Origin of the sequence: Demequina iriomotensis (assembly GCF_000971395.1) — a bacterium.
GTDB lineage: Bacteria > Actinomycetota > Actinomycetes > Actinomycetales > Demequinaceae > Demequina > Demequina iriomotensis.
In genome coordinates this window covers 77195-99031 of sequence record NZ_BBME01000016.1, presented here as the reverse complement: position 1 = coordinate 99031, position 21837 = coordinate 77195, and the positions used below count along the sequence as shown (strand labels likewise).

Below are 21837 nucleotides of genomic sequence, written 5' to 3'. Positions count from 1 at the left end.
GATGCGCGTGGTGGTCGCGCCGGACTCGTTCAAGGGGACCTGTGCCGCCGATCGCGCCGCGGCCGCCATCGCGGACGGATGGCGGGCCGCGCGCCGCGGCGACGACGTGGTGCAGATCCCTCAGGCGGACGGCGGGGACGGCACGCTGCGGGCGCTCGTGAGCGCCATCCCCCACGCGGTGCCGCGCTCCGTGGGGCGCGTCACCGGACCGGCAGGCCAGGACGTCGGCGGCATCTACCTGGAGATGCGCGACGGGACGGCCGTGGTCGAGCTCGCGATGGTGTCGGGGTTCACGCTGATGCCCCGCCTCGACCCGCTCGGGGCGACGTCGCGCGGGCTGGGCGAGGTCATGGCGCGCGCGCTCGACGCGGGGTGCGAGCGGCTCGTCGTGGCGATCGGGGGCTCGGCCTCGACCGACGGCGGCCTGCCGATGCTCGAGGCGCTCGGCGATCGACGGCCTCCCGCGCGGGGCGCGGTGGTGCTCACCGACGTCCGCGCACCGCTGCTCGGCCCCGCGGGCGCCGCCGCGGTGTTCGCGCCCCAGAAGGGTGCGTCCGCGGCCGAGGTGGCCCTGCTCGAGGCGCGGCTCGAGGCGGTGGCGGCGCGCCTGGGAGCGGATCCGACCGTGCCGGGTGCGGGGGCCGCGGGCGGGGTGGGTTACGCCCTCTCCGCGTGGGGCGCGACGCTCGTGGAGGGTGCGCCCGAGATCGCTCGCCTCACGGGCCTCGACGCGGCGGGGGCCGCCGCGGACCTGGTTCTCACCGGAGAGGGGAGGTTCGACGCGCAGTCCCTCCTGGGCAAGGTCACCGGGCACGCGCTCGCGGCCTTCCCGCGGGTCGGTGTGATCGCGGGCGAGGTCGCGGCGGATCCCGGGGTGTGGTCGGCGTCGCTCGCGACGCTCGCGGGCACGCGCGAGGCCGCGATGGCCGAGCCGGAGCGGTGGCTCGAGGCCGCGGGGCGGGCCGCGGCGGCGGCGCGCGAGCGATCAGGTCCTCGTCCTTTTGAGCCCGCCGGGTAAACGATGTAAATTGCGAGTCTGCCCGCAGCCGACTCGAAGGAGAGCGCCAGTGACCGACCTGACCGAGCGCCGCGTCCGCGCCTACCACCGTGCGCCTACGACGGCGGCGGAGGCCAACAACGAGGACGCCGCGCTGAGCATGCATCTCGCGCTCGAGGGGCCGGATGGGTGGGAGCCGCTGTTCGACGACTACGGCATCTTCTTCGCGCGCGTGTCCGAGACGCCCGGTCCCGCCGGCACCACGGAGGAGATCCTCCGATCGCTCGTCGACCCTCATCTGCTCCGCCTGCGCGACGGCGGCTTCGGCGTGATCGCGACGCGAGTCGCGCGCGGCGGCGCCCCCGACGGCAGCGAGCGCTCCAGCGTCCTCGTCGCGACGTCGCCCGACCTGCTGACCTTCACCGAGGTCGGCCTGCTCGACCTCGGCGTGACCCACGGCGTGCATCGTCCCGCCGCCATCTACGACGCCGACGCCGGGACCTACCGGATGTCCTGGACGGACGATGCGGGCGTCGCCCGCCGTACGACCGTCGCCGACCTCGCCGACGCCGCCACCGTGGGGGCGGCGGAGGAGGGGCACGTCGCGGGGCTCGAGCACGGTGCGCCGCTCACGGTGCCCGCCGACGTCGCCCGCGCGCTGGAGATCCGCTTCGGCCCGATCCGCAACATCGGCGCCCGCCCGCTGCCGGTGGTCGAGCTCGCCCGTGGCGCGGCGCTCGTGGTCGAGGACCTGCCCGCGCGCCTCGAGCTCGACTACAGCGACGGCTCGACCGGCTCGCTCGCGATCGCGTGGGACGCCGCCGCCGTCGCCGCGATCGACACCTCCGTGCCGGGTGCGTACGAGGTGGAGGGCCGCGTGCGGCAGGCCGTCTACCCGACGCCCTTCGCGGACGAGCGCGCCGACCCGAGCGTGTACCGCTTCGACTTCAACGGCGTGCAGACGTTCCTCATGATCGCGACCAAGGACCTCCACATGGACCCGGTCACCAACGCCGGAGAGCCGGTGGGCATGCCGATCCGCATGGCCGACCGCATCGAGGACCTGTCCGACGAGGCGCTCGAAGCCGGCCGCGTCGCCGAGGTGGACCTGCTGGTCCACGGCTCGCTCGACGCCGACGGCAACCCCATGACCGGCTGCTTCTGGGCGCCCGAGATCCACCTCATCGACGGAACGCTGTCGATCCTGTTCATGCCCTCGTACGGCGAGCCCACCGACATGTGGTCGGGCCGCGCGAGCATCGTCCAGCTGCGCAAGGACGAGGCCGGGAACCACCTCGACCCGACCGTGCCCGAGCACTGGACGGCCGCGCGCCACGTGGTCCGCGCCGACGGCTCGCCGCTGAACCCGATCCAGGGCATCTCGCTCGACATGACGTATCTCGAGGACTCGGGTGCGCACTACTACGCCTGGCAGATGCTCGGTTCCGTGTTCATCGCGACGATGGACCCCGCGGAGCCGACGCGCCTCACCAGCGAGCCCGTGCGCATCGTCGCCCCCGAGTATGCGTGGGACAACGTCATCGCCGAGGGGCCCAACGTGCTGGTGCGCGACGGCCGCCTGTGGATGCTCTACTCGGGCTCGACGGTGGGCGACAGCTACACCACGGGGCTCGTGACGGCGACGGCCGGCGCGGGGGTCGACCTCACCGACCCGGCAGCCTGGACGCGGCTGGGCCACCCCATCCAGAAGTCGGGCCCGTTCAACGGCGAGATGCAGCTGGGCACGGGCCACGGCATGTGGTCGGAGGACCAGGACGGCAACCTGCTGTACGTGTTCCACGCGCGCACCGACCACAAGGGCCTCACCGGGCGCGACATGTTCGTGCGCCGTGTCCACGTCGCGTCGGACGGCATGCCGGTGCTCGACATGGAGACCGAGGAGGAGCTGCTCCCCGAGCTGCGGGACGTACGCGTCACGGTGGCCGTGCGGTGACCGAGCGGCCCTACGGCTACCTCATGGTCCACTTCCTCGAGGACCCCGAGGGCTACGCCGAGAAGATCTACCTGGACCTGTCCGACGGCGACGACCCGGAACGCTGGGTGCCGCTCAACGGGGGCGAGCCGGTGCTCGCCTCGCACCTCGGCACCACCGGGGTGCGCGACCCGCACCTGACGTTCAGCCCCGATGCCGGGATCTACTACATCCTCGCAACCGACCTGAGGGTCTTCGGCGGGGACGATGCGGGGTGGGCCGGGTGGTCACGGGGCTATTCGACGCGCATGAACGTGTGGGAGTCGCGCGACCTGATCACGTGGTCGCCGCTGCGGCAGATCGACGTGGCGCTCGATCCGTCGGGCGCCCGGGACGCGGACGCCCCCGAGATGGGCATGATGTGGGCCGCCGAGGCTACCTTCGTGCCCGACTTCCACGGCGAGGGCGAGGGTGCGTTCGTCGTCTACTGGACCTCGACGGTGGGCGACCACCAGGTGATCCTGTGGGGGTCGACGACGGACTTCACGCAGTCGACGTGGACGTACGGCGGCGTGCTCCTCGACCAGGGCGAGGACACCATCGACACCACGATGATCCAGCACGCCGGCCGCACCTACCGCGTGACCAAGTCCAACGGCGCGAGCGCGCGCGGGCTGTTCATGGAGGTCACGGACGCGCCGCGGTGGTGGGAGCCCGGCGCCGTGTGGCGCGAGGTCCAGACGCGCATCGGCGAGGGCCACGCCGCGGGGCACGGGGTCGAGGGACCCACGATGGTCAAGGCGCACGGCGAGGACCGCTGGTACCTCTTCGTCGACGTCATCCCGTCCGTGGGGTACCGCCCGATGGTCTCGACGGATCTCGATGGTGCGACGCCGTGGGAGCCTCTGGAGAGCCCGCGGTTCTCGCTGCGGGCCGCGACCAAGCACGGGGGGATCCTCGGCCTGACGCCGGCGCAGCACGAGGCGCTGCGGCGCGCCGACGCGGCGGGTCCCGTGCGGACCGACCTCGGGGTGGTTGCGGCGCCCGTCGGCACGTCCGCCGAGGCGCTACGGGTGGCGCTGCCGGCGTACGCCGAGGCGCGATTGCACGGCGGCGGGGCCGCATCGTTCCCCGTCTCATGGGATCTCGACGGCATCGACACGTCGGAGCCAGGCGACCACGGCGTGCGCGGTCGGCTCGAGGGCACCCTGGGCGCCAACCTCAACGCATGGACGGGGCGGGACGGCTCCGCCGCCTGGGATGCGGAGGACAAGGTGCCGTTCAGCCGGACCGCGCTCTGGGTCGGGGCGCTGGTCGAGATCGGGTGAGCGCGGCTCAACCGAAGTCGAACAGGTCCGACAGGAAGGACTCCTTGCGCTTCGGCTTGGAGTAGCGGGTGTCGTAGCCGCGCTGGTCGTAGGAGCGCTGGTCGTAGGTGCGCTGCTGCTGGTCGCGGCGGTCGTCGTACCCGCGCGCGTCGCGCGGGTCGCGTGCGTCGCGTGCCTGGAGAGCCGGGGCCTGGGCCGCGGCCGTGCGATCGATGATCTTGTCGAGCTCGCCGCGGTCGAGCCACACGCCGCGGCAGTCCGGGCAGTAGTCGATCTCGACGCCGTTGCGGTCGGACATGACGAGCGTCGCGTCGTCGACGGGGCACTTCATCGTGGGTTGCTCCTCGGGTGGGGTCGGTGCGGCACGGGCCTCCGCTGGGCGGATCCGGCCTGGTGTGCGCGACGCGCGAGCGTCGCTTGGCGAGCCAACGTGCCGCACGCGCTGCGGGTTCCGGGCGCGGTCGCCGAGGAGGGCGAGAGGCGTGGGCAAGGGATTTCCCGTCCGGCGTCGCTATGCGCTTGCGCCGATGGAGGTCCGCGGCGATGTCGCTCGTGCTCGCGTGAGGCGATGTCCACAGGCCGAGTTAGGAAAGAGTTATCCACCCTGGTAGACCTGTGGAAAGGAGTGGGCCTCGATGTCAGACCCCGGTGGTGGAATGTCTCCATGGCGTTCTCCACGACCCCGCTCACGACGGCGCTCGGCGCGCTGCGCGGGTTCGATGGTCGTGACCTCGCGGGGCTGTCCGCAGAGGAGCTCTCCCTGTTCGAGCAGGCGTCGGCGGCGGTGTACCGGCATGCCGGCGTCGCGGTGGCGGCTGGCGCCGCCGAGTCGTCTCGTCGCGCGCGCGGCACCCTCGCCTCGCCGACGCCCAGTCAGGCCGCGGGGCAGCGCCGCGAGACGGCCCAGCGGCTCGGGATCGATGAGGGCAGCGCGCAGCGACTCATCGCCGCAGGCGGCGAACCGGAAGCGTCGCGCCACCCGCAGGTCCGCCGGGCGTTCCGTGACGGCCGTATCGGCGCCGCCGCGGTCGAGGTGCTCGAGCGCACCCTCGATGCGATCGCCGAGGCTCCGGCGATGCTCGAGCCGACGCTGGTGGCGAAGGCGGAGCAGCTGACGTTGCGGGAGCTTCGCCGCGCATGCGAGCAGGCCATCGCCATGCATGATCGCGCCTCGCTCGAGGAGCAGGAGAGGCGCCATCGCCAGCAGCGTGAGCTTGTGGTCGGCCGCGACCATGAGGGCATGGTCACCCTGCGCGCTCGGCTCGATGCCGCATCGGCGGCACCCGTGATCGCGCTGCTCGACGCACAGGTGCGTGACGCCTTCCAGCGTCGCAAGGACGATGAGGTGGTTGCCGGAAGCGACTCCCGCACCGCTGGACAGATCCGCGCCGATGCGCTGGTGATGCTTGCCCAGCATTGTCTCGGCTGCGACGAGCCCGGCTCCGGCGTGCGCACCGAGGTCGTGGTGCGCCTTGATTACGAGGCCCTCGCCACCGGACTCGGTGCGGGTTCGTGCGACTCCATCGCGGGCCCGATCAGCGGTGCGACGATGCGGATGATGGCGGTCGACGCCGGGGTGATCCCCGTCGTGCTCGGCGGCGGCAGCCTCCCGTTGGACTGGGGTCGCGGCAGGCGACTCTTCACAGCGGCGCAGCGCAAGGCGATCGTCGAACGTGACGGAGGATGCGCGTGGTGCCTCGCGCCGCCAACCTGGTGCATCGTCCATCATGTCGACTTCTGGAACCACGGCGGTCGTACCGACCTCGACAACGGCGTGCTCCTCTGCACGGGATGCCACGTCCGGCTCCACTCGACCGAGTGGGAGCTGGAGCTGCGGGACGGCCGACCGTGGTTGATCCCTCCCGCCTCGGTGGACCGCGACCGCACTCCGATCCGCGGCGGTGTCGCGCGGCTCGATCCACGGGTGGCCGCATGACCGGGGGAGAGCTCTGTCCCGCGTCAGGAGGCGACCGTACGTCACCCCCGCGTGCGTGGCTTGAGCCTCACCTCGGGCATCGGCGGTGCGGGGATGCGAACGTCGCCGTGACCGTCGACCGTGCCGAACCGCCCGTCGTCGCCGTTCCACGCGTGCCAAGCCTCGACGATCTCGTCGTGATCGCGGCCTACGAAGTTCCACCACATCACCAGGTCCTCGGGGAACGGCTCGCCGCCCAGCACCATGAGCGTGCCACCCGCGCGCGACCGCAGCGTCACGGCGGAGCGGTCCGCGCCGAGGTAGAGGATCCCGCCCGGGTCGGGGGTGGTCAGGGCCCCCGACGCATCGTGCACCTCGACGTCCCCCGACAGCGGGATGATGCCGTGCTCCCACGTCGGGTCGAGCGGCAGCTCGGCGTCGGCGTCCCTGTCGAGCACGACCTGCGCGCCGACGATCGGCGTGAAGGCGGTCGCCGGCGAGCGGGTGCCCGCGAGCGTGCCCAGGATCACGGTTGCGGTGGCGCCGCCGTCGAGGACGAGCGTCGGGAGCGTCGCATGGGTTTCGAACGCTGCCGGGACGCCGCGCGCCCCGCCGGGGAGCGCGACCCACAGCTGGAGCGCGTCGAGCGGGACGGGGCCCTCGCCCACGGAGTACTCCGAATGGGACACGCCGTGCCCCGCGGTCATGAGGTTGAGCGCCCCGGGGCGGAGCACCACGTCCGAGCCGAGCGAGTCGCGATGCCGGATCTCGCCGGCCAGCGGCCAGGTCACGGTCTGCAGCCCCATGTGGGGATGGGGCTCGACCCGCATGGTGGCGAGCTGCGGGCCGAAGCGGTCGAGGAAGCACCACGCGCCGATCGTGGTGAGCCCGCGCTGCGGGAGCGAACGGCGCACGCTCATGGCACGCAGCCCGCCCAGCGGGACCTCGCGCGCCTCGAGGACCACCGCGACCGGCCCGGGCGGGCGCCCCGTGCCCGGGCAGAGGACCTCGGCGACCGGACCGGCGTCGAGACGGGTCACGGCTCCGGCCAGTCGATGACGGCATCGGGCAGCGTGTGGCGTCGCAGGTACGCCGCCATGAACGGGCATACCGGGACGATGACCTCTCCGCGCGAGGCCGCGTCGCCGAGGGCCTCGCGGGCCAGATGCGAGCCCAAGCCGCGGCCTTCGACCTCCGCGGCGATCTCGGTATGGGTGAAGACGATGCGTCCCGATCGCAGACGGAACTCGGCGACCCCGCCGAGCACGCCGCCGACGAGGAGCTCGTACCGGCCGCGCTCCTCGGAACGGACCACCTCGAGCGCCGGCTCGGGGATCTGCTGCGGCGCGGTCATCCCTCCGTTCCGCTCGCCCAGGCGATCGCGTCGCGCTCGTCCGCGGTCGCAAAGATACGGACGTGCCCAGGAAGCAGGAACGACAGGAGATGGACCACCTCGGCCAGCACGGCGTGGTCGGTCACCAGGGCCAGGTGGCCCCACGCGTCATGGGGCTGCGCCTCGAGGCGGAGGTCCTCCCACAGGGCGCCGACCGAGTACCGCTCGAAGTCCTGACCCAGGATGTAGACCACGTTCACCGGCGTGCCGGTGGCGATGGCGCGGTCGAGCGCGGGATCGAATACGGCGCGGTAGTCCTCGGCGGACACCAGCCCGGTCGCGCGGAACCCGACGGTGTGCTCGGGCATGGCCGGCAGCTCGTGGAGAGGCATGTGTCCATCCTGCTTCGCGAGCGGCCGGTCTGCCAGGGGAGAGGTGTCAGCCGTTGCGGGGGTCGAACGGGTCCTCGTCGGGGTCGGGGCGCAGCGAGCCGCCCGTCGCGAGCCGCATGAGGTCGGAGTTCAGGTCGATGTCGACCTCGGTGCCGCCGCCCGACCCGTAGGTGTGCTGGTAGGCGCCCCACGCATCGTCCCGGACGGCGCGCGCGAACCCGGACTCCATGAGCAGCACGAGCTCGCGCGCGGCGCGGTCGATGCGCGTGCCGAGCGCCGTGTCTGTCCAGTCCTCTGTCGAAGCGAACAGGCTGGTAGGGACGGGCAGCGCGCGCAGGTAGGCGAACAACGCACGCATCTCCTCGTCGACCACGAGCGCGTGGCGCGCGGTGCCTGCCGTGGCCGCGAGGATCACGGGCTTGCCGATGAGCAGATCGTTGTCGAGCACCTGGAAGAAGCTGGTGAACAGCCCCGAGGCGCCGGCCTTGTAGACGGGGGCGGCGGCGACGATCGCGTCGGCCGCGAGCAGCTCGTCCACGGCCCGGGTGAAGCGTGGCCCGAGCAGCTGGTTCGACAGCGCGGCGGGAAGCTCCTGAAGGAGCTCGCGCAGGTCGATCGTGGTGACGGTGACGGCGTGGCCGCGCTCACGGGCGAGGGCGGTCACGCGCTGCGTGGCGCGGTCGGCGAGGAGTTTGGTTGACGACGGGTCGGAGACGCCGGCGGAGACCACCGCGAGTCGGAAGTCGGTCATGGTCGGTCCTTGTCGGGGTCGGTCGCGAGCTTGCGGGAGAGTGATTCGAGGAGCGCGAGCTCCTCGTCGGAGAGCCGGGCCGTCATCGCCGCCGCCACCGAGGCGCCGTGCGCGCGGCCGATGCGGCGCTGGGTCGCGCGGCCTTCCTCGGTGAGCGTGAGATTCGCGGCGCGCGCGTCGCGCGGGTCGGCGCAGCGGGCGACCAGCCCGCGGTCCACCAGCCGGTCCACCAGCCGCGAGAGGCCCGGCTGGCTGAGCAGCACGTGGCTGCCCAGGTCACCGAGGCGCTGCGGGGTGTCGCACTTGGACAGCGTGTAGAGGACGTCGTACTCGCGCATCGTGAGGCCGTCCCACACGTCCTCCGCGGTGAAGCGGCGCATGAGCGTGGAGTGCGCGTGGAACGCGGCCTCCCACGCATCGTTCGCGAGGCGGGTTCGGCCTCGCGACGATGCGCGGGTCGCGGGTGCGGGGGCCATCGTCCCTCCTAGAGGGTGGGGTAGGAGTCCGCCGCGGACTCCGAGTCCTGATACGGCGAGCCACCCGTGACGTTGTCGCCGCGGTTGGCGTTGGGGCGCGGCTGGCGCGGCGCCTGGTCGCCGTACTTGGCCTTGACCAGGTCCGCGTGCGACGGCGGGTTCGCGGGGGCCTCGGGGTCGCGGCGCGACTCCAGCTCCGCGCGCAGGACCGGCACCACGTGCTCGCCGAGCAGGTCGAGCTGGTTGAGGACCATGTCGACGGGGAGGCCGGCGTGGTCGATGAGGAACAGCTGGCGCTGGTAGTCGCCGAAGGCCTCGCGGAAGGTGAGCGTCTTGTCGATGACCTCCTGCGGGCTGCCGACCGACAGCGGCGTCATCTCCTCGAAGTCCTCCATGGTCGGGCCGTTGCCGTAGACCGGGGCCTCGTTGAAGTACGGGCGGAACTGGTCGTGGGCGTCCTGGCTGTTCTTCGCGATGAACGCCTGGCCGCCGAGGCCGATGACCGCCTGCTTGCGGCTGCCGTGGCCGTAGTGCTCGAAGCGCTGGCGGTAGAACGTGATGAGGCGCTTGTAGTGCTCCTTGGGCCAGAAGATGTTGTTCGCGAAGTAGCCGTTGCCGTAGAAGGCGGCCTGCTCGGCGATCTCGGGGGTCCGGATCGAGCCGTGCCACACGAACGGCGGGACGTCGTCCAGAGGGCGCGGAGTCGAGGTGAAGCCCTGCAGCGGGGTGCGGAACTGGCCCTCCCAGTCGACCACGTCCTCGCGCCACAGGCGGTGGAGCAGGTTGTAGTTCTCGAGCGCGAGCGGCAGGCCCTGGCGGATGTCCTGGCCGAACCACGGGTACACCGGCGCGGTGTTGCCGCGGCCGAGCATGAGGTCCATGCGGCCCTTGGCGAGGTGCTGGAGCATCGCGTACTCCTCGGCCAGGCGGACCGGGTCGTTGGTGGTGATGAGCGTGGTGCTCGTGGTGACCGTGAGGGTCGTGGTGAGCGCCGCGATGTGGGCGAGCAGCGTGGTCGGAGAGGAGCTGAAGAACGGCGGGTTGTGGTGCTCGCCGATCGCGAAGACGTCGAGGCCCACCTCCTCGGCGTGGGTGGCGATGCGCACGATGTTCTCGATGCGCTCCGCCTCGGAGGGCGTGTGACCGGTGACGGGGTCGCGGGTGATGTCCGAGACGGACATGATGCCGAACTGCATGGTGTGCCTCCTGTGGGGGACTCGAGTGCCGCCGGGCCCGGGACGAGCGTCCCGGCCGATGCCGCCGATTATATGCGTACGCATGTAACTAACGCGACCGTCGCGGATTCATTCCCGCTCGCGTCGCACTCCCCGCCCCGTCGGGTTCGGGACGTTCCGTGCGGGGCGCGGCGCGCAGCGTCCCGCTGGCGGGAGGCGCGGTCCTGGTCGTGGTGGACTGGCCCCATGCGCCTCACCAAGCACGGCCACGCCTGCGTCTCGATCGCGTCGCCGGAGGGGCGGCTGCTCATCGACCCCGGTGCCTACACGCCGGACGCCGCCGATCTCATCGCCGCGACGGGCGCGGTGCTCCTCACGCACGAGCACCCCGACCATGTCGACGCCAAGGCGATCCTTGCGGCCCTGGCCGCCCGTCCCGATCTCCGCGTCGTCGGTCCGGACCCGGTGGTCGGGGAGTGGGCCGGGCGCTTTCCGGGCCAGGTGTCGGCGGTCGCCCCGGGTGAGGCGCTGGTCGCGGGCGGGCTCGCCGTGACCGTCCACGGTGGGCGGCACGCGGAGATCCATCCCGACATGCCGCGCCCGGTCAACGTCGGCTACCTGGTCGGCGGTCGGGTGTACCACCCTGGCGACTCGCTCGAGGCTCCCGGGGAGGTCGACGTGCTGCTGGTGCCTGCGAGCGGTCCGTGGTTCCGCGCGGCCGGAGCGGTCGACCTGGTGCGCGCGGTCCGGCCGGCGCGGGCGATCGCGATCCACGATGCGCATGCCTCGGCGGTGGGTCTCGGGGTGGTGGCCCGTGTGGTCGAGTCGCTCGCGGTGGTGCCGCTCGAGGTGCTCGCGCCGGGGGAGTCGGTAGAGCTGTAGCCGCTAGGCGAGGCGCGCGAACCGCTCCTCGATCCTGGCGAGCGATGCCTGGCGCTGCTCGAGCGTCCGGCCCGCGGGGTCCGACTCGTTGACCCAGCTCAGGCGGTGCACGCCCATCTTCCGGAAGGTGCCGCGGAACATCATCTTGGTCATCGGGCTGCCGAACACGGTCCGATAGATCCAGGTGGGGGTGCTCATCACCGTGAGCGCGGTGACGCCCTTGAGTCCGGCGAAGTGGTGCGTGAACGGGCGGCCCTTCCTGGGTTCGCTGTAAACGATGCCCTTGGTGAGCACGCGGTCGAGGAAGCCCTTGGTGAGTGCCGGCATCGACTCCCACCAGATGGGGAAGGCGAAGATGACGTGGTCGGCGGCGAGGAGGCGGCGCTGGTAGTTGGCCACCTGGGGGTCGACGACCTTCTTGGTGCGCCACGCCGCGAGGTCATCCGCGCTCATCACGGGGTCGAAGCGGTCGGCGTGCAGGTCGATGAGGTCGACCGTATGGCCCCCGCGCGCCAGGCCGCGCTCGGCGGCGGCGGTCATCGCGGCGGTGAAGCTGCGCTGGTGGGGGATGTTCTCCGATGCGGCCCGGGTGTAGGGGTGGTCGAACACGATGACGGTGTTCATGGCGGCCTACTTCAAAGGTTTGATACTCAACTATCTCGCGGCTTTGGTTGAATGTCAAACGGTTGAGCGGTAAACTGGCGCCATGGAGACGAATGCGACGCTGCCCGAGCAGCTGTGGTTCGCCTTGCGCAAGGCGGCCACGATGATGGAGCGCCGTGCCGAGGCCGTGGTGACGCGCGAGACCGGGGTGTCCCTGGGCCTGTACATGGTGCTGAGCGTGCTCGATGCCCGTCCGGAGATGGGGAGCCAGCAGGCGATCGCGGACCGGCTCGGCCTGACCAAGGGCACCGTGAGCCGCCTGCTCGAGGGCGCGCGGACGGCGGGCCTCGCCGACACGGCGCCGTCCCCCACGTCGCGGCGGGAGCGCATCGTGACCCTCACCGACGCGGGTCGCGCGTTGGTGCGGGCGGCCGATGCGGCGCTGCTGGCGTCGGACGTCGGGACCTATGCGGACCGCGAGCCCGACGCCGCCCGCGCCGTCATCGCCGGCCTCGACGGTCTCATCGCCTCTCTCGAGGGCCGGGGATCAGCCCCGCTGGAGGGCTGAGCGTCCCGAGCGGCGCGATGGGGGCGCTACGACGAGGGCTGAGCGTCCCGAACGGCGGGGGTGGCGGCCTTCCGCGGCGCCATCGCGCCGGCCAGCAGCAGGATCAGCACCCCGAACACGGGCACCAGCGCGAGGCCGACCCGCAGCGAGGTCTGGTCGGCGATCCACCCCACCAGCGGCGGCGAGGCGAGGAACGCGAGCCGGAGCAGCCACGACAGGATCGTGAGCCCGGTGCCGGGGCGGAGCCCGGGGAGCTCGTCGGCCGCATGCATCGCCCCCGGGATGAGCGTGGCGACGCCGAAGCCCGCCGCGGCGAAGCCCGCGATGGTGCCCCACGGCGACGGGAACGCGAGGGCGAGGCCCATGCCGACCGCGACCAGCGCGCCGCCGAAGCGCGCCACCGCGCGCTGGCCCCACCGGTCGACCATCCCGTCGCCGAGCAGGCGCCCGATGAACTGCGCGCCCTGCATCGCCACGAACGCGAACGCGGCGAGGCTCGCGCCCGCCAGCAGCTCGTCGGACATGTAGGACGCCGACCACGTGGAGGCGGCGTCCTCGGCCCAGCCGCCGCCGATCGCGATGACGGTGAGCGCGAGCAGCACTGCCCATGTACGTAGCGGGATGCGGCGAAGCGGGGTGTGCTGCGGGACCGCAGCCTCGCTCGCGCCCTGCTCGACGTCCGCCTCGGTGTCGCTGCCCTTCTTCAGCAGCAGCGGGTACGCCGCGAGGTTCGCGGCGATCACGATGACGAGCGTCGCGGTGAACTGCCACGGCACCGCGATCCCGAGCCCGGCGCACGCGCCGCCGATGAGGCCGCCGGTGACCGCGCCGATCGACCACAGCGCGTGGAAGGAGTTGAGGATCGACCGCTGGTACCGCTTCTGCACCTCGAGCCCGTGCGCGTTCTGGGCGACGTCCACCCAGGCGTCGGTGACGCCGACCACGAACAGCGCGGCGCCGAACGCCCACACGTTCTGCGCGAGCCCCGCCGCGAGCATCGCGCCAGCGCTCACCACCATCGTGAGCGTGGCGACCTTGCCGGACCCGAAGCGACGGATGAGCGTCGCCGCGAACAGCCCGAGCGCGAGCGCGCCGATGGACCACATGGCCATCGCGACGCCGAGCGTCCCGTAGGAGATGCCGAGGCCGGCGCGGATCTCGGGCACGCGCGGCGCGAAGCCGCCCAGCACGATGCCGTTGGTGAAGAAGATCATCGCGACGCCGATGCGGGCGCGGCGCAGGTGCGGCGCCACGACGGCGCGCGCGGGGACGGGGACGGTCATGGCCTCACGCTACCGAGGCGGAGACGTTGAGGTCCGCGACCAGCAGGTCGGTCAGGCGGGAGCTGGGGCCCACGAGCACCTGGAACGCTCCGGGCTCGACCACGCGCTCGCCGCGCGCGTTCACGATGCTGCACTCGGACACCGGGATCGCGATCGTCACCGTGGCGGAGGCGCCGGGCTCGAGCGCCACCTGGGCGAGGCCCTTGAGCTCGCGGTCCGCCCAGGTGGCGGAGGTGTTGACGTCGCGCACGTACGCCTGAACCGTCTCGAGGACGGGGCGTTCGCCCGTGTTGGAGACCGTGACGGTGGCCTCGATGGTGGCGTCGAGGTCCAGCTCCGAGGCGGCGAGGTGCAGGTCCGCGTAGGCGACGGACGAGTACGACAGGCCGTCGCCGAACACCCACTGCGGCTCCTGCGTGAGGTCCGCGTAGCGGTATCCGTGCTGGGCGTCGATCTGGTTGTAGAACGTCGGCTGCTGGCCCACGTGGCGAGGCCACGAGATCGGCAGGCGCCCGCTCGGCTCGATCGCGCCGAGCAGCAGCTCCGCCACCGCGCGGCCGCCGGCCATGCCGGGGTTCGCCGCCCACACGACCGCGGCGGCGCGCGCGGCCGACGCCGGCAGCACGTGGGGCTTCGAGGCGAGCACCACGAGGACGACGGGCGTGCCGGTCTCGACGAGCGCGTCGAGCAGCGCGACCTGGCCGCCCAGCAGCTCGAGCGTCGCGGTGGACTTCCCCTCGCCCACGAGCTCGATGCGGTCGCCCAGGACCGCGACCACCGCATCGGCGTCCCTCGCCGCCGCGACGGCCTCGGCGATCATGGCGGCGTCGGGCTCGACGGGGAACGCGATGTGGGGGCGCGGCTGGCCGTCGGGGAAGTACGCGCCCTTGGGGTCGGGCCCGGTGGTGATGATCTCCGCGCCCCGGACGTAGGCCACCTCGGAGCCCGCGGGCGCGAGCGCGCGCAGGCCGTCGAGCACCGTCGTGATCATCTCGCGCGGGTGGCCGTCCATGAGCCAGTCGGCCTGGCCCGATGCGCCGGCCCAGTCGCCGAGCGTGGTGTGCTCGTCGTCCGCGTTGGGGCCCACGATCGCGAGGCGCAGCGGCCGGTCGTCCGGCAGCGGAAGCGTGCCGTCGTTCTCGAGGAGCACCAGGGAGCGGCGGGCCACGTCGAGGTTGAGGGCACGATGCGCGGGCTGGGCGATCACGGCGGCCTGGCGCGCGGGGTCGGCGGCGCGGCGGTCCTCGAACAGCCCGAGGTCGAACTTCAGGGTGAGGATGCGGGAGACGGCCTCGTCGATGCGCGACTCCTCGAGGAGCCCGAGACGCACGGCCTCCTGCGCGCCCTCGAAGAACGCGGGGGTGGTCATGATCATGTCGTTGCCGGCGTTGACCGCTGCGGCCGCGGCCTGGGCGTAGTCCGGGTAGAGGCGCTGCTCGCGGACCAGGTTGCCCACGTTGTCCCAGTCGGTGATGAGCGTGCCCGTGTAGGCCCACTCGCCGCGCAGGACGTCGCCCAGCAGCCAGTCGTTGATGGTGATGGGGATCCCGTCGGTCGACTGGTAGCCGAGCATGAAGGTTGCGCAGCCGGCCCGCGCCATGCGCTCGAAGGGGGGCAGGTACCAGGAGCGGAGCTTGCGACGCGAGATGTCCGCCTCCGACGCGTCGCGTCCGCCCTGCGTCTCGGAGTATCCCGCGAAGTGCTTCGCGGTCGCGAGGATCGCGGTGCGGTCCGCCAGCCCGTCGCCCTGGTAGCCGCGCACCATCGCCGCGCCGAGCTCGCCCAGCAGGTACGGGTCCTCGCCGAACGTCTCCGAGACGCGACCCCAGCGCAGGTCGCGCGCGATGCACAGCACGGGGGAGAAGGTCCAGTGGATGCCGGTCGACGAGACCTCGACGGCCGTGGCGCGGGCGACGCGCTCGAGCAGCGCCGGATCGAAGGTGGCGGCCATGCCCAGCTGCGTCGGGAAGATCTCCGCGCCCTCGAAGAACGAGTGGCCGTGGATGCAGTCCTCGCCCACGAGCAGCGGGATCCGCAGCCGCGACTCCTCGTTGAGGGCGTGCGCGAGCTCGAGGCGCTCGGGGGAGGCGTGCAGGATCGACCCGACGTGCATCTCCTCGATGAGGTGCGGCACGCCGTCGTAGGTGTGCATCTGGATCATCTGCCCCACCTTCTCGGGCAGCGTCATGCGCGCGAGGAGATCAGCGACGCGCGCGGCGGTCGGCTGGGCGGGGTCGAGGTAGGCGGTGGTCATGGCGGGTCCTTCCACGCGACGTCGAGCGGGTCTCGGCGGACAAGTTTTACCACATGGTAAAATGAAGGGTCGAAACGTTGCAAGTGCGGATGCCGGGAGGGTGACGATGGCGACTCGAGGCGGGGGGCGGCAGGGCCGCGAGCTCAGCGACCGTGGCGCCGAGACGCGCGCGCTCATCCTCGACACCGCGCTCGCGGCGTTCGCGGAGTCGGGCTTCCGCGGCACGTCGGTCCGCGAGATCGCCGCCCGCTGCGGACTCACGCACCCGGCTCTGCTCTACCACTTCCCGGCGAAGTCCGACCTGCTCATGGCGGTGCTGACGCGGCGCGACGAGGCGGACGGGGGCGATGCGTTCGAGGGGCTCGAGGCGCGCGAGATGCTCGCCCACCTGGTGGCGACCGCGCGCCACAACGCGACCCAGCGCGGCGTGGTGGAGCTCTACGCGACCCTCTCCGCCGAAGCGGCGAGCCCCGGTCATCCTGCGCACACGTACTTCCAGCGCCGCTACGCCTCGCTCGTCGTTCACCTCACGCGGGCCTACCGCGACCTCGCGCGCGCCGGCGCGCTCGCTCCGCGCGTCGATCCAGAGGCTGCGCCTCGCCAACTGGTCGCCCTCATGGACGGCCTCCAGGTGCAGTGGCTGCTCGACCCCGAGGTCGACATGGCCGCCGCGATCGAGGCTCACCTGCGCGCTCAGCTCGCCTGACACGCGGGCGCATATCGTTGATATGTCACCGAGTCGGGACCCAGGTCCCTACCAGGCGTCTTGGCGCGCCCTTACGGTCTTACCAAGCGCTACCCCAGCGCCCAGGGCCCACAGGGCCCGCGACAAAGGAGAATGACAATGGCAGTCAACTCGGAGGTCGCCGAGACCTCGGTCCCCACCCGTAGCGCCTTCGGTTGGCGCATGCTGAGCGTCACCCGCATCGCGCTCGGCTTCTACTTCCTCTGGGCCTTCATCGACAAGCTGCTGGGCCTCGGCTTCTCGACCTGCCGCACCGTCGCGGAGGACGGCTCGTTCACCATCGACGCCTTCTGCGAGAAGGCCTGGATCGGCGGCGGCCACGTGACCGAGGGCTACCTGGTCTACGGCGGCAACGTCAACAGCCCGTTCCACGACTTCTTCGTCAACCTGGGCGCGCAGCGCTGGACCGACGTGATCTTCATGCTCGGCCTCCTGGGCGTGGGACTCGCGCTCATGCTCGGCATCGGCACCAAGGTCGGCGCCTGGTCGGCGGGCCTCATGCTCCTGTTCATGTACCTCACGCAGATGTGGCCGGCCACCAACCCGATCCTCGACGAGCACCTCATCTACATCGTCGCGATCTTCGGCATCGTGTACGTCGAGCTCGAGCACCAGCCCATCGGGCTCGGGAAGTGGTGGAGGAGCCTGCCCTTCGTCAAGCAGAACGCCTGGCTGGTCTGATCCGCCCGGCTGTTCTCACGGGGTCCCGCGCCATGGCGCGGGACCCCGTTCTCGTCGCATTCCAGCGAAGACGCCCATCCCGGGGGTAGCGTGGTCGAAGCGGACAAAGGAGTTCGCCGCCAAGAACAGCACCGGCATCTCATACGGGAGGCAGTGATGGACACGACCGAACCCACCTCTACGGCGTCGGGAGGGGCGGGCCGAAGCGCCTTCGGCTGGGCGATGCTCAGCGTCACGCGCATCGCGCTCGGCTTCTACTTCCTCTGGGCGTTCCTCGACAAGTTCCTCGGCCTCGGATTCTCGACCTGCCGCACCACGGCGGAGGACGGGACCTACACGATCGACGCGTTTTGCGACAAGGCGTGGATCAATGGCGCGCCCATCACCGAGGGCTATCTGGTGTACGGCGGCAACGTCAACAGCCCGTTCCACGACTTCTTCGTGGACCTCGGCGCACAGCGCTGGACCGACTGGCCGTTCATGATCGGCCTCCTGGGCGTCGGCCTCGCGCTGATGCTCGGCATCGGCACCAAGGTCGCGGCATGGTCGGGCGGCCTCATGCTGCTGTTCATGTACCTGACGCAGATGCTGCCGTCGACCAACCCGTTCCTCGACGAGCACATCATCTACATCCTCGCGATCCTCGGCATCGTGTGGGTGGAGCTCGAGCACCAGACCATCGGCCTCGGGCGATGGTGGCGCGGGATGGTCGGCGAGAAGAGCTGGCTGGTCTAGCCGGCGGGACGATGCGCGAGGGGCGGGGCCGCGGGCCTCGCCCCTCGCCGCGTCCTACGGCAGGCTGCGGGGCGCGCGCCGCTCCTCGCGCAGCTCGCGCGCGACCACCATGGTCACCTGGGGGATCAGGTCCCGGCTGCGCTTGAGCGCCCACGGCACGCCGTTGACGGCGAGCCACGCCGCGACCGCGGCACGGCCGGGAGGCTGCGGCGGCTCGGGCACGGGCGCCACCCGCGCCCAGTCCGCCGCGAGCCGCGCGGCCGCCGCGCCCGCCAGCGCGCGGTGACCCTGCGGTGAGGGATGGATGCGATCGATGTGCCACGCGCGGCGGCCGAGCGAGGCCAGCAGCGTGGCCCCGTCGATCACCTCGACATCGGTGCCCGCGACCGCGCGGGCGATCGCGGCGTTCGCCTCGCCGATGCGCCGCGCCATCGCCTCCGCGACGCGCCGGGGCGCGAGCTCGAACAGGCCGATGCGGTCGAGCGACACCGTGAGGATCCGCCGCCCCGGCGCGGCGAGCGCGTCGACCGCGGCGCCGAGCGCGTCCTCGACGTCGCGCGGCGAGAAGTCGCCGCGCAGGACGTCGTTCCCGCCGACGGTGAGCAGCACCACGTCGGGGCTCGCGGCGCGGGCGCGAGGGACCTGGGACTCGAGCATCTCGCGCGCCCGCACGCCGTTGGCGGCGAGGTTGAGGAACGACGCGGCACCCAGCGCGTGCGCCGTGTGCGCCGCCCATCCCACCTCGCCCCACGCGCGCTGGACGCCGTCGCCCACGCCGAGGGTGATCGAGTCCCCGAGGGCGACGATGCGCGGCCCGCTCATCGCGCCCCCGCGAGCGAGCGCGCGTGGATCGCGCGCATCGCGTCGACCGACGCGGACCACGGGAACAGCACCGCCCGTGCCCGCGCCCGGAGCCGCCGCTCGCGCCCGTCCCTGGCGAGCACCTCCTCGACCGCGCGCGCGAAGCCCGCACCCGTGCCCGAGGCGGCGAGGCCCGAATCGCCCACCACCTCGGGCAGCGCGGACGCCGCGTTGACGATCGCGGGGGTGCCCGAGGCGAGCGCCTCGAGCGCGGCGAGGCCGAACGTCTCGATGGGGCCCGGCGCGAGCACCGCGTCGGCCGAGGCGAGCAGCGCCGCGAACCGCGCGCGGTCGGCGACGAAGCCGAGCATCTCGACCGGCAGCCCGCGCGCCGCGCGCCGCAGGCGCGGCTCGAGCGGACCCGTCCCGGCCACCACCAGGCGGACGGGACGGCCGCGCGACACGAGCTCCCGCACCGCCTCGATCGCGATGTCGGGACGCTTCTCACGCGACAGGCGCGAGGCCATCACCAGGAGCGGCACGTCGTCGGGCGCGTGCTGCCGGCGTACCCGCGCGCTCGCGTGCCGCGGGTGGAAGCGCTCGAGATCCACGCCCAGGGGCACGGTCTCGACCCGCGCGCCGACCGCAGCGAGCTCGGCACCCGCGTACGCCGTCGTGGCCACGAGCGTGTCGAAGCGCGAGGCGATCCACCGTGAGTGGGCGACCGCGAGCCGCCCCGTGACCCCAGGGACGCGGCCGCGCACCGCGGCGTCGAGCACGCCGCCGACGCGCTCGTGGGCGAGGAAGGCGGTCGCGACGCCGCGTTCCCGGGCCCACGGCCCCAGGGCGGCGAGCGTGGTCCGGTCGGAGACCTCGAGCACGTCGGGGGAGAAGGCCTCGAGCGCGTCGGCGACGGCGCCGAGCCGCGTGATGACGCGATACCCGCCGCTCGCCGGCACCACCGGGCTGTGGACGGTGAGCACGCGCCCGTGCGGGGTGGAGAGCGAGCCGTCGGCGTCGCCGGGGACGATGCGCAGGACCTCGTCGCCGGCGTCCACGTAGCCGCGGCCCAGGGCCTGCAGCGCGGTGCGCAGGCCGCCCGAGCGGGGCCCGTAGAAGTTCGCGACCTGCGCGACCCTCATCGCGTCACCGCCCGCGCCGCGATCGCCGCCTCGTAGTGGCACGTGAGGGCCTCGCACACGCGCGGCCACGTGCGTCCCTCGACCGAGATGCGGGCATGCGCGCCCTGCAGCAGCCGCAGGTCCTCGAGCGCGACCAGCTCGCGCACCGCGGCCTCGAGGTGATCGAGGCGGCCCGGCTCGTACAGGAATCCGTTCGACCCGTGGTCGATGAGGTCGACCGGGCCGCCGCGGCGCGGCGCGACCACCGGCACGCCGGAGGCGAGCGCCTCCTGGACGGACTGCCCGAACGTCTCGAGCTCGCCCGGGTGGACCATGACGTCGAGGCTCGCCACCGCGCGCGCGAGCTCGCCGCCGCCGAGGAAGCCCGCCATGACCGCATCCGGCATGAGCCGGCGAAGCCGCCCGCCCTCCGGCCCCTCGCCGATGACGACCACCGTCACGCCGGGGATGCGCGTGAGGCGGGCGAGGTCGCCCACACGCTTCTCCGGGGCGAGGCGCCCGACGTAGCCGACGACGAGGTCGCCCGCCGGCGCCCACGAGGCTCGCAGCGCATCGTCCCGATGCCAGGGCGCGAAGCGCACGGTGTCGACGCCGCGCGGCCACAGCCCGAGCCGGTCGACCCCGAGCGCGGCGAGCTGGTCCATCGCGGCGCTCGACGGTGCGAGCGTGACGTCCGCGGCCGTGTGGATCTGGCGTACGCGCGCCCACAGCAGCGGCTCACCCCACGGCGCCCCGTACGCCGCCGCGTAGGACGGCACGTCGGTCTGGTAGATCGCGACCGTGGGCAGCCCCAGGTCGGCGGCGGCACGCACCGCCGCCCAGCCGAGCATGAACGGCGAGGCGAGGTGCACCACGTCGGGCCGGAGCTCCTCGAGCAGGCGCGTGAGCCTCCTCACGCTCGACAGCGCGACGCGGACGTCGCGGTACCCCGGCCACCCGACGGCGGGGACGTGGACGATGCGAGCGCCGGCGACCTCGGTGGGCGCCCCCGGCGCCTCGGGGGCGATGACGACGGCCTCGTCGCCGCGGGCGGCGAGGTGATCGAGCACCCGCAGCAGCGAATGCGTGACGCCGTTCGTGTGCGGCAGGAACGACTCTGCGACCAGCGCGACCTTCACGCCCCCGAGTGTGGGAGGGCAGGAAGAACCGTCGGTTGCGTGGCGCTGGATGTCGCATGGCCAACGGGTGAAGGTCTGGTGAAACCTGCCACGTGGGAGGATCGACCCATGCCCCGCATCATCACCAGGATCCTTGCCGCGCTCGCGTCGCTCGTGGGCGCGCTCGCGCTCGCGGCCCCCGCGGGGGCGCACACCGCGCTCGTCGCGTCGACGCCCGAGGACGGCGCGACGGTGACGGAGCTCGCCGAGGTGTCGCTCGAGTTCACGGAGCAGCTGCTCGACATCGGCAACGAGCTGGCGATCGTCGCCCCGGACGGCACGCGCACGGCGCTCGAGATCGAGGATCCCGTGACGCAGACCGTGACCGCGGCGGTGCCGGACGATGCGCTGGTCGCGGGGGACAACACGCTCGCGTTCCGCGTGGTCGCGAGCGACGGGCACCCGATCGAGGGCGAGATCGCCTTCACCTACGCGCCCGAGGAGCCGGTCGCGTCCCCGAGCGCGAGCGCCTCGGCGTCCCCGAGCGCGAGCGCCTCGGCGTCCCCGAGCGCGACCGCGACGGCCTCCGCGGGAGCGGGGCCGGTCGCGACCGCGAGCCCCAGCCCGCACGTGACCGTCTACGAGGAGGTGGGGCCCAACCCCGCCATCTACGTCATCATCGGCGTGGTCGCCGCGGCGGGCCTCGCGTTCGCGATCGCGAGCCGCACGAGGCGCGAAGGGTGACG

General features: G+C 72.7%; 23 protein-coding genes. 10 read left to right on the top strand and 13 right to left on the bottom strand.

The features are described 5' to 3' along the window. The first annotated feature begins 1 nt into the window (after nt 1). The 3 genes from AOM09_RS11260 to AOM09_RS11250 are packed head-to-tail and all read left to right on the top strand — an operon-like array spanning nt 2 to nt 4258. Nucleotides 2–1018, top strand: a complete 1017-nt coding sequence (locus AOM09_RS11260; RefSeq protein ID WP_062388386.1) for a glycerate kinase — start codon at nt 2–4, stop codon at nt 1016–1018. Nucleotides 1019–1067: 49 nt separating this feature from the next. Beyond that, nucleotides 1068–2951 carry a family 43 glycosylhydrolase gene (locus tag AOM09_RS11255; RefSeq protein WP_062388383.1) on the top strand — a complete coding sequence of 628 codons (1884 nt, stop codon included), beginning with the start codon at nt 1068–1070 and terminating at the stop codon, nt 2949–2951. After that, complete coding sequence (locus AOM09_RS11250) at nt 2948–4258, top strand: glycoside hydrolase family 43 protein (protein WP_228375128.1); 1311 nt, start codon at nt 2948–2950, stop codon at nt 4256–4258. The genes AOM09_RS11255 and AOM09_RS11250 overlap by 4 nt, the downstream gene beginning before the upstream one ends. A gap of 7 nt (nt 4259–4265) precedes the next feature. Here the strand turns inward: AOM09_RS11250 and AOM09_RS11245 are convergent, their stop codons facing one another. After that, complete coding sequence (locus tag AOM09_RS11245; RefSeq protein ID WP_062388380.1) at nt 4266–4589, bottom strand: TFIIB-type zinc ribbon-containing protein; 324 nt, start codon at nt 4587–4589, stop codon at nt 4266–4268. A 99-nt stretch (nt 4590–4688) separates the two neighbouring features. Here AOM09_RS11245 and AOM09_RS11240 point away from each other — a divergent pair, with 99 nt between their 5' ends. Next, entirely contained in the window at nt 4689–6194 is a 1506-nt protein-coding gene (locus AOM09_RS11240) for an HNH endonuclease (protein WP_156162346.1), read from the top strand. A 41-nt stretch (nt 6195–6235) separates the two neighbouring features. On the opposite strand, the gene AOM09_RS11235 is transcribed toward AOM09_RS11240, so the two are convergent. From AOM09_RS11235 to AOM09_RS11210, 6 genes are read right to left on the bottom strand one after another with little or no spacing between them, the layout of a single operon-like run. After that, the gene (locus AOM09_RS11235) at nt 6236–7213 is read right to left on the bottom strand and encodes a pirin family protein (protein ID WP_062388375.1); all 978 of its coding nucleotides are present in this window, start codon (nt 7211–7213) and stop codon (nt 6236–6238) included. Further along, a complete protein-coding gene (locus AOM09_RS11230) occupies nt 7210–7527 on the bottom strand; it encodes a GNAT family N-acetyltransferase (RefSeq protein ID WP_062388372.1) in 318 nt (105 codons plus the stop codon). Before AOM09_RS11230 ends, AOM09_RS11235 begins: the two co-directional genes overlap by 4 nt. Next, a complete protein-coding gene (locus tag AOM09_RS11225) occupies nt 7524–7898 on the bottom strand; it encodes a SpoIIAA family protein (RefSeq protein WP_062388371.1) in 375 nt (124 codons plus the stop codon). The genes AOM09_RS11230 and AOM09_RS11225 overlap by 4 nt, the downstream gene beginning before the upstream one ends. 46 nt (nt 7899–7944) lie before the next feature. Beyond that, complete coding sequence (locus AOM09_RS11220) at nt 7945–8649, bottom strand: CE1759 family FMN reductase (protein ID WP_062388368.1); 705 nt, start codon at nt 8647–8649, stop codon at nt 7945–7947. Further along, a complete protein-coding gene (locus AOM09_RS11215; RefSeq protein ID WP_062388367.1) occupies nt 8646–9125 on the bottom strand; it encodes a MarR family winged helix-turn-helix transcriptional regulator in 480 nt (159 codons plus the stop codon). Before AOM09_RS11215 ends, AOM09_RS11220 begins: the two co-directional genes overlap by 4 nt. Nucleotides 9126–9133: 8 nt before the next feature. Further along, nucleotides 9134–10321 (bottom strand): CE1758 family FMN-dependent luciferase-like monooxygenase, encoded by a 1188-nt coding sequence (locus AOM09_RS11210; protein ID WP_062388364.1) that lies wholly within the window; start codon nt 10319–10321, stop codon nt 9134–9136. A 225-nt stretch (nt 10322–10546) separates the two neighbouring features. Between AOM09_RS11210 and AOM09_RS11205 the strand changes: the two genes are divergently transcribed. Then, complete coding sequence (locus AOM09_RS11205; protein WP_062388361.1) at nt 10547–11182, top strand: MBL fold metallo-hydrolase; 636 nt, start codon at nt 10547–10549, stop codon at nt 11180–11182. A gap of 3 nt (nt 11183–11185) precedes the next feature. On the opposite strand, the gene AOM09_RS11200 is transcribed toward AOM09_RS11205, so the two are convergent. Further along, entirely contained in the window at nt 11186–11806 is a 621-nt protein-coding gene (locus AOM09_RS11200) for an NAD(P)H-dependent oxidoreductase (protein ID WP_062388358.1), read from the bottom strand. An 82-nt stretch (nt 11807–11888) separates the two neighbouring features. On the opposite strand from AOM09_RS11200, the gene AOM09_RS11195 reads away from it, so the two are divergent. Then, the gene (locus AOM09_RS11195) at nt 11889–12353 is read left to right on the top strand and encodes a MarR family winged helix-turn-helix transcriptional regulator (RefSeq protein WP_062388356.1); all 465 of its coding nucleotides are present in this window, start codon (nt 11889–11891) and stop codon (nt 12351–12353) included. 26 nt (nt 12354–12379) lie between these two features. Here AOM09_RS11195 and AOM09_RS11190 read toward each other — a convergent pair whose 3' ends face one another. Together AOM09_RS11190 and AOM09_RS11185 are read right to left on the bottom strand one after the other, a co-directional pair. Then, complete coding sequence (locus AOM09_RS11190) at nt 12380–13636, bottom strand: MFS transporter (RefSeq protein ID WP_062388353.1); 1257 nt, start codon at nt 13634–13636, stop codon at nt 12380–12382. A 4-nt stretch (nt 13637–13640) separates the two neighbouring features. Beyond that, the gene (locus tag AOM09_RS11185; RefSeq protein ID WP_062388350.1) at nt 13641–15890 is read right to left on the bottom strand and encodes a glycoside hydrolase family 3 N-terminal domain-containing protein; all 2250 of its coding nucleotides are present in this window, start codon (nt 15888–15890) and stop codon (nt 13641–13643) included. A 106-nt stretch (nt 15891–15996) separates the two neighbouring features. Here AOM09_RS11185 and AOM09_RS11180 point away from each other — a divergent pair, with 106 nt between their 5' ends. The 3 genes from AOM09_RS11180 (at nt 15997) to AOM09_RS11170 (ending at nt 18051) form a co-directional block, all read left to right on the top strand. Next, complete coding sequence (locus AOM09_RS11180) at nt 15997–16596, top strand: TetR/AcrR family transcriptional regulator (RefSeq protein ID WP_082099061.1); 600 nt, start codon at nt 15997–15999, stop codon at nt 16594–16596. A gap of 138 nt (nt 16597–16734) precedes the next feature. After that, nucleotides 16735–17316, top strand: coding sequence for a hypothetical protein (locus tag AOM09_RS11175; RefSeq protein WP_062388346.1), 582 nt, complete (start codon nt 16735–16737; stop codon nt 17314–17316). Nucleotides 17317–17472: 156 nt separating this feature from the next. Next, entirely contained in the window at nt 17473–18051 is a 579-nt protein-coding gene (locus AOM09_RS11170; RefSeq protein WP_156162344.1) for a hypothetical protein, read from the top strand. 54 nt (nt 18052–18105) lie between these two features. Here the strand turns inward: AOM09_RS11170 and AOM09_RS11165 are convergent, their stop codons facing one another. Genes AOM09_RS11165 through AOM09_RS11155 form a run of 3 tightly spaced genes read right to left on the bottom strand, consistent with a single transcriptional unit; the run spans nt 18106 to nt 21112 of the window. Beyond that, a complete protein-coding gene (locus tag AOM09_RS11165; RefSeq protein WP_156162343.1) occupies nt 18106–18873 on the bottom strand; it encodes a GDSL-type esterase/lipase family protein in 768 nt (255 codons plus the stop codon). Further along, entirely contained in the window at nt 18870–19994 is a 1125-nt protein-coding gene (locus tag AOM09_RS11160) for a glycosyltransferase (RefSeq protein ID WP_062388337.1), read from the bottom strand. The genes AOM09_RS11165 and AOM09_RS11160 overlap by 4 nt, the downstream gene beginning before the upstream one ends. Next, nucleotides 19991–21112 (bottom strand): glycosyltransferase family 4 protein, encoded by a 1122-nt coding sequence (locus AOM09_RS11155; protein WP_062388334.1) that lies wholly within the window; start codon nt 21110–21112, stop codon nt 19991–19993. Before AOM09_RS11155 ends, AOM09_RS11160 begins: the two co-directional genes overlap by 4 nt. Before the next feature lie 108 nt (nt 21113–21220). Here AOM09_RS11155 and AOM09_RS11150 point away from each other — a divergent pair, with 108 nt between their 5' ends. Next, nucleotides 21221–21835, top strand: a complete 615-nt coding sequence (locus AOM09_RS11150; protein ID WP_062388331.1) for a copper resistance CopC family protein — start codon at nt 21221–21223, stop codon at nt 21833–21835. Nucleotides 21836–21837: the final 2 nt, after the last annotated feature.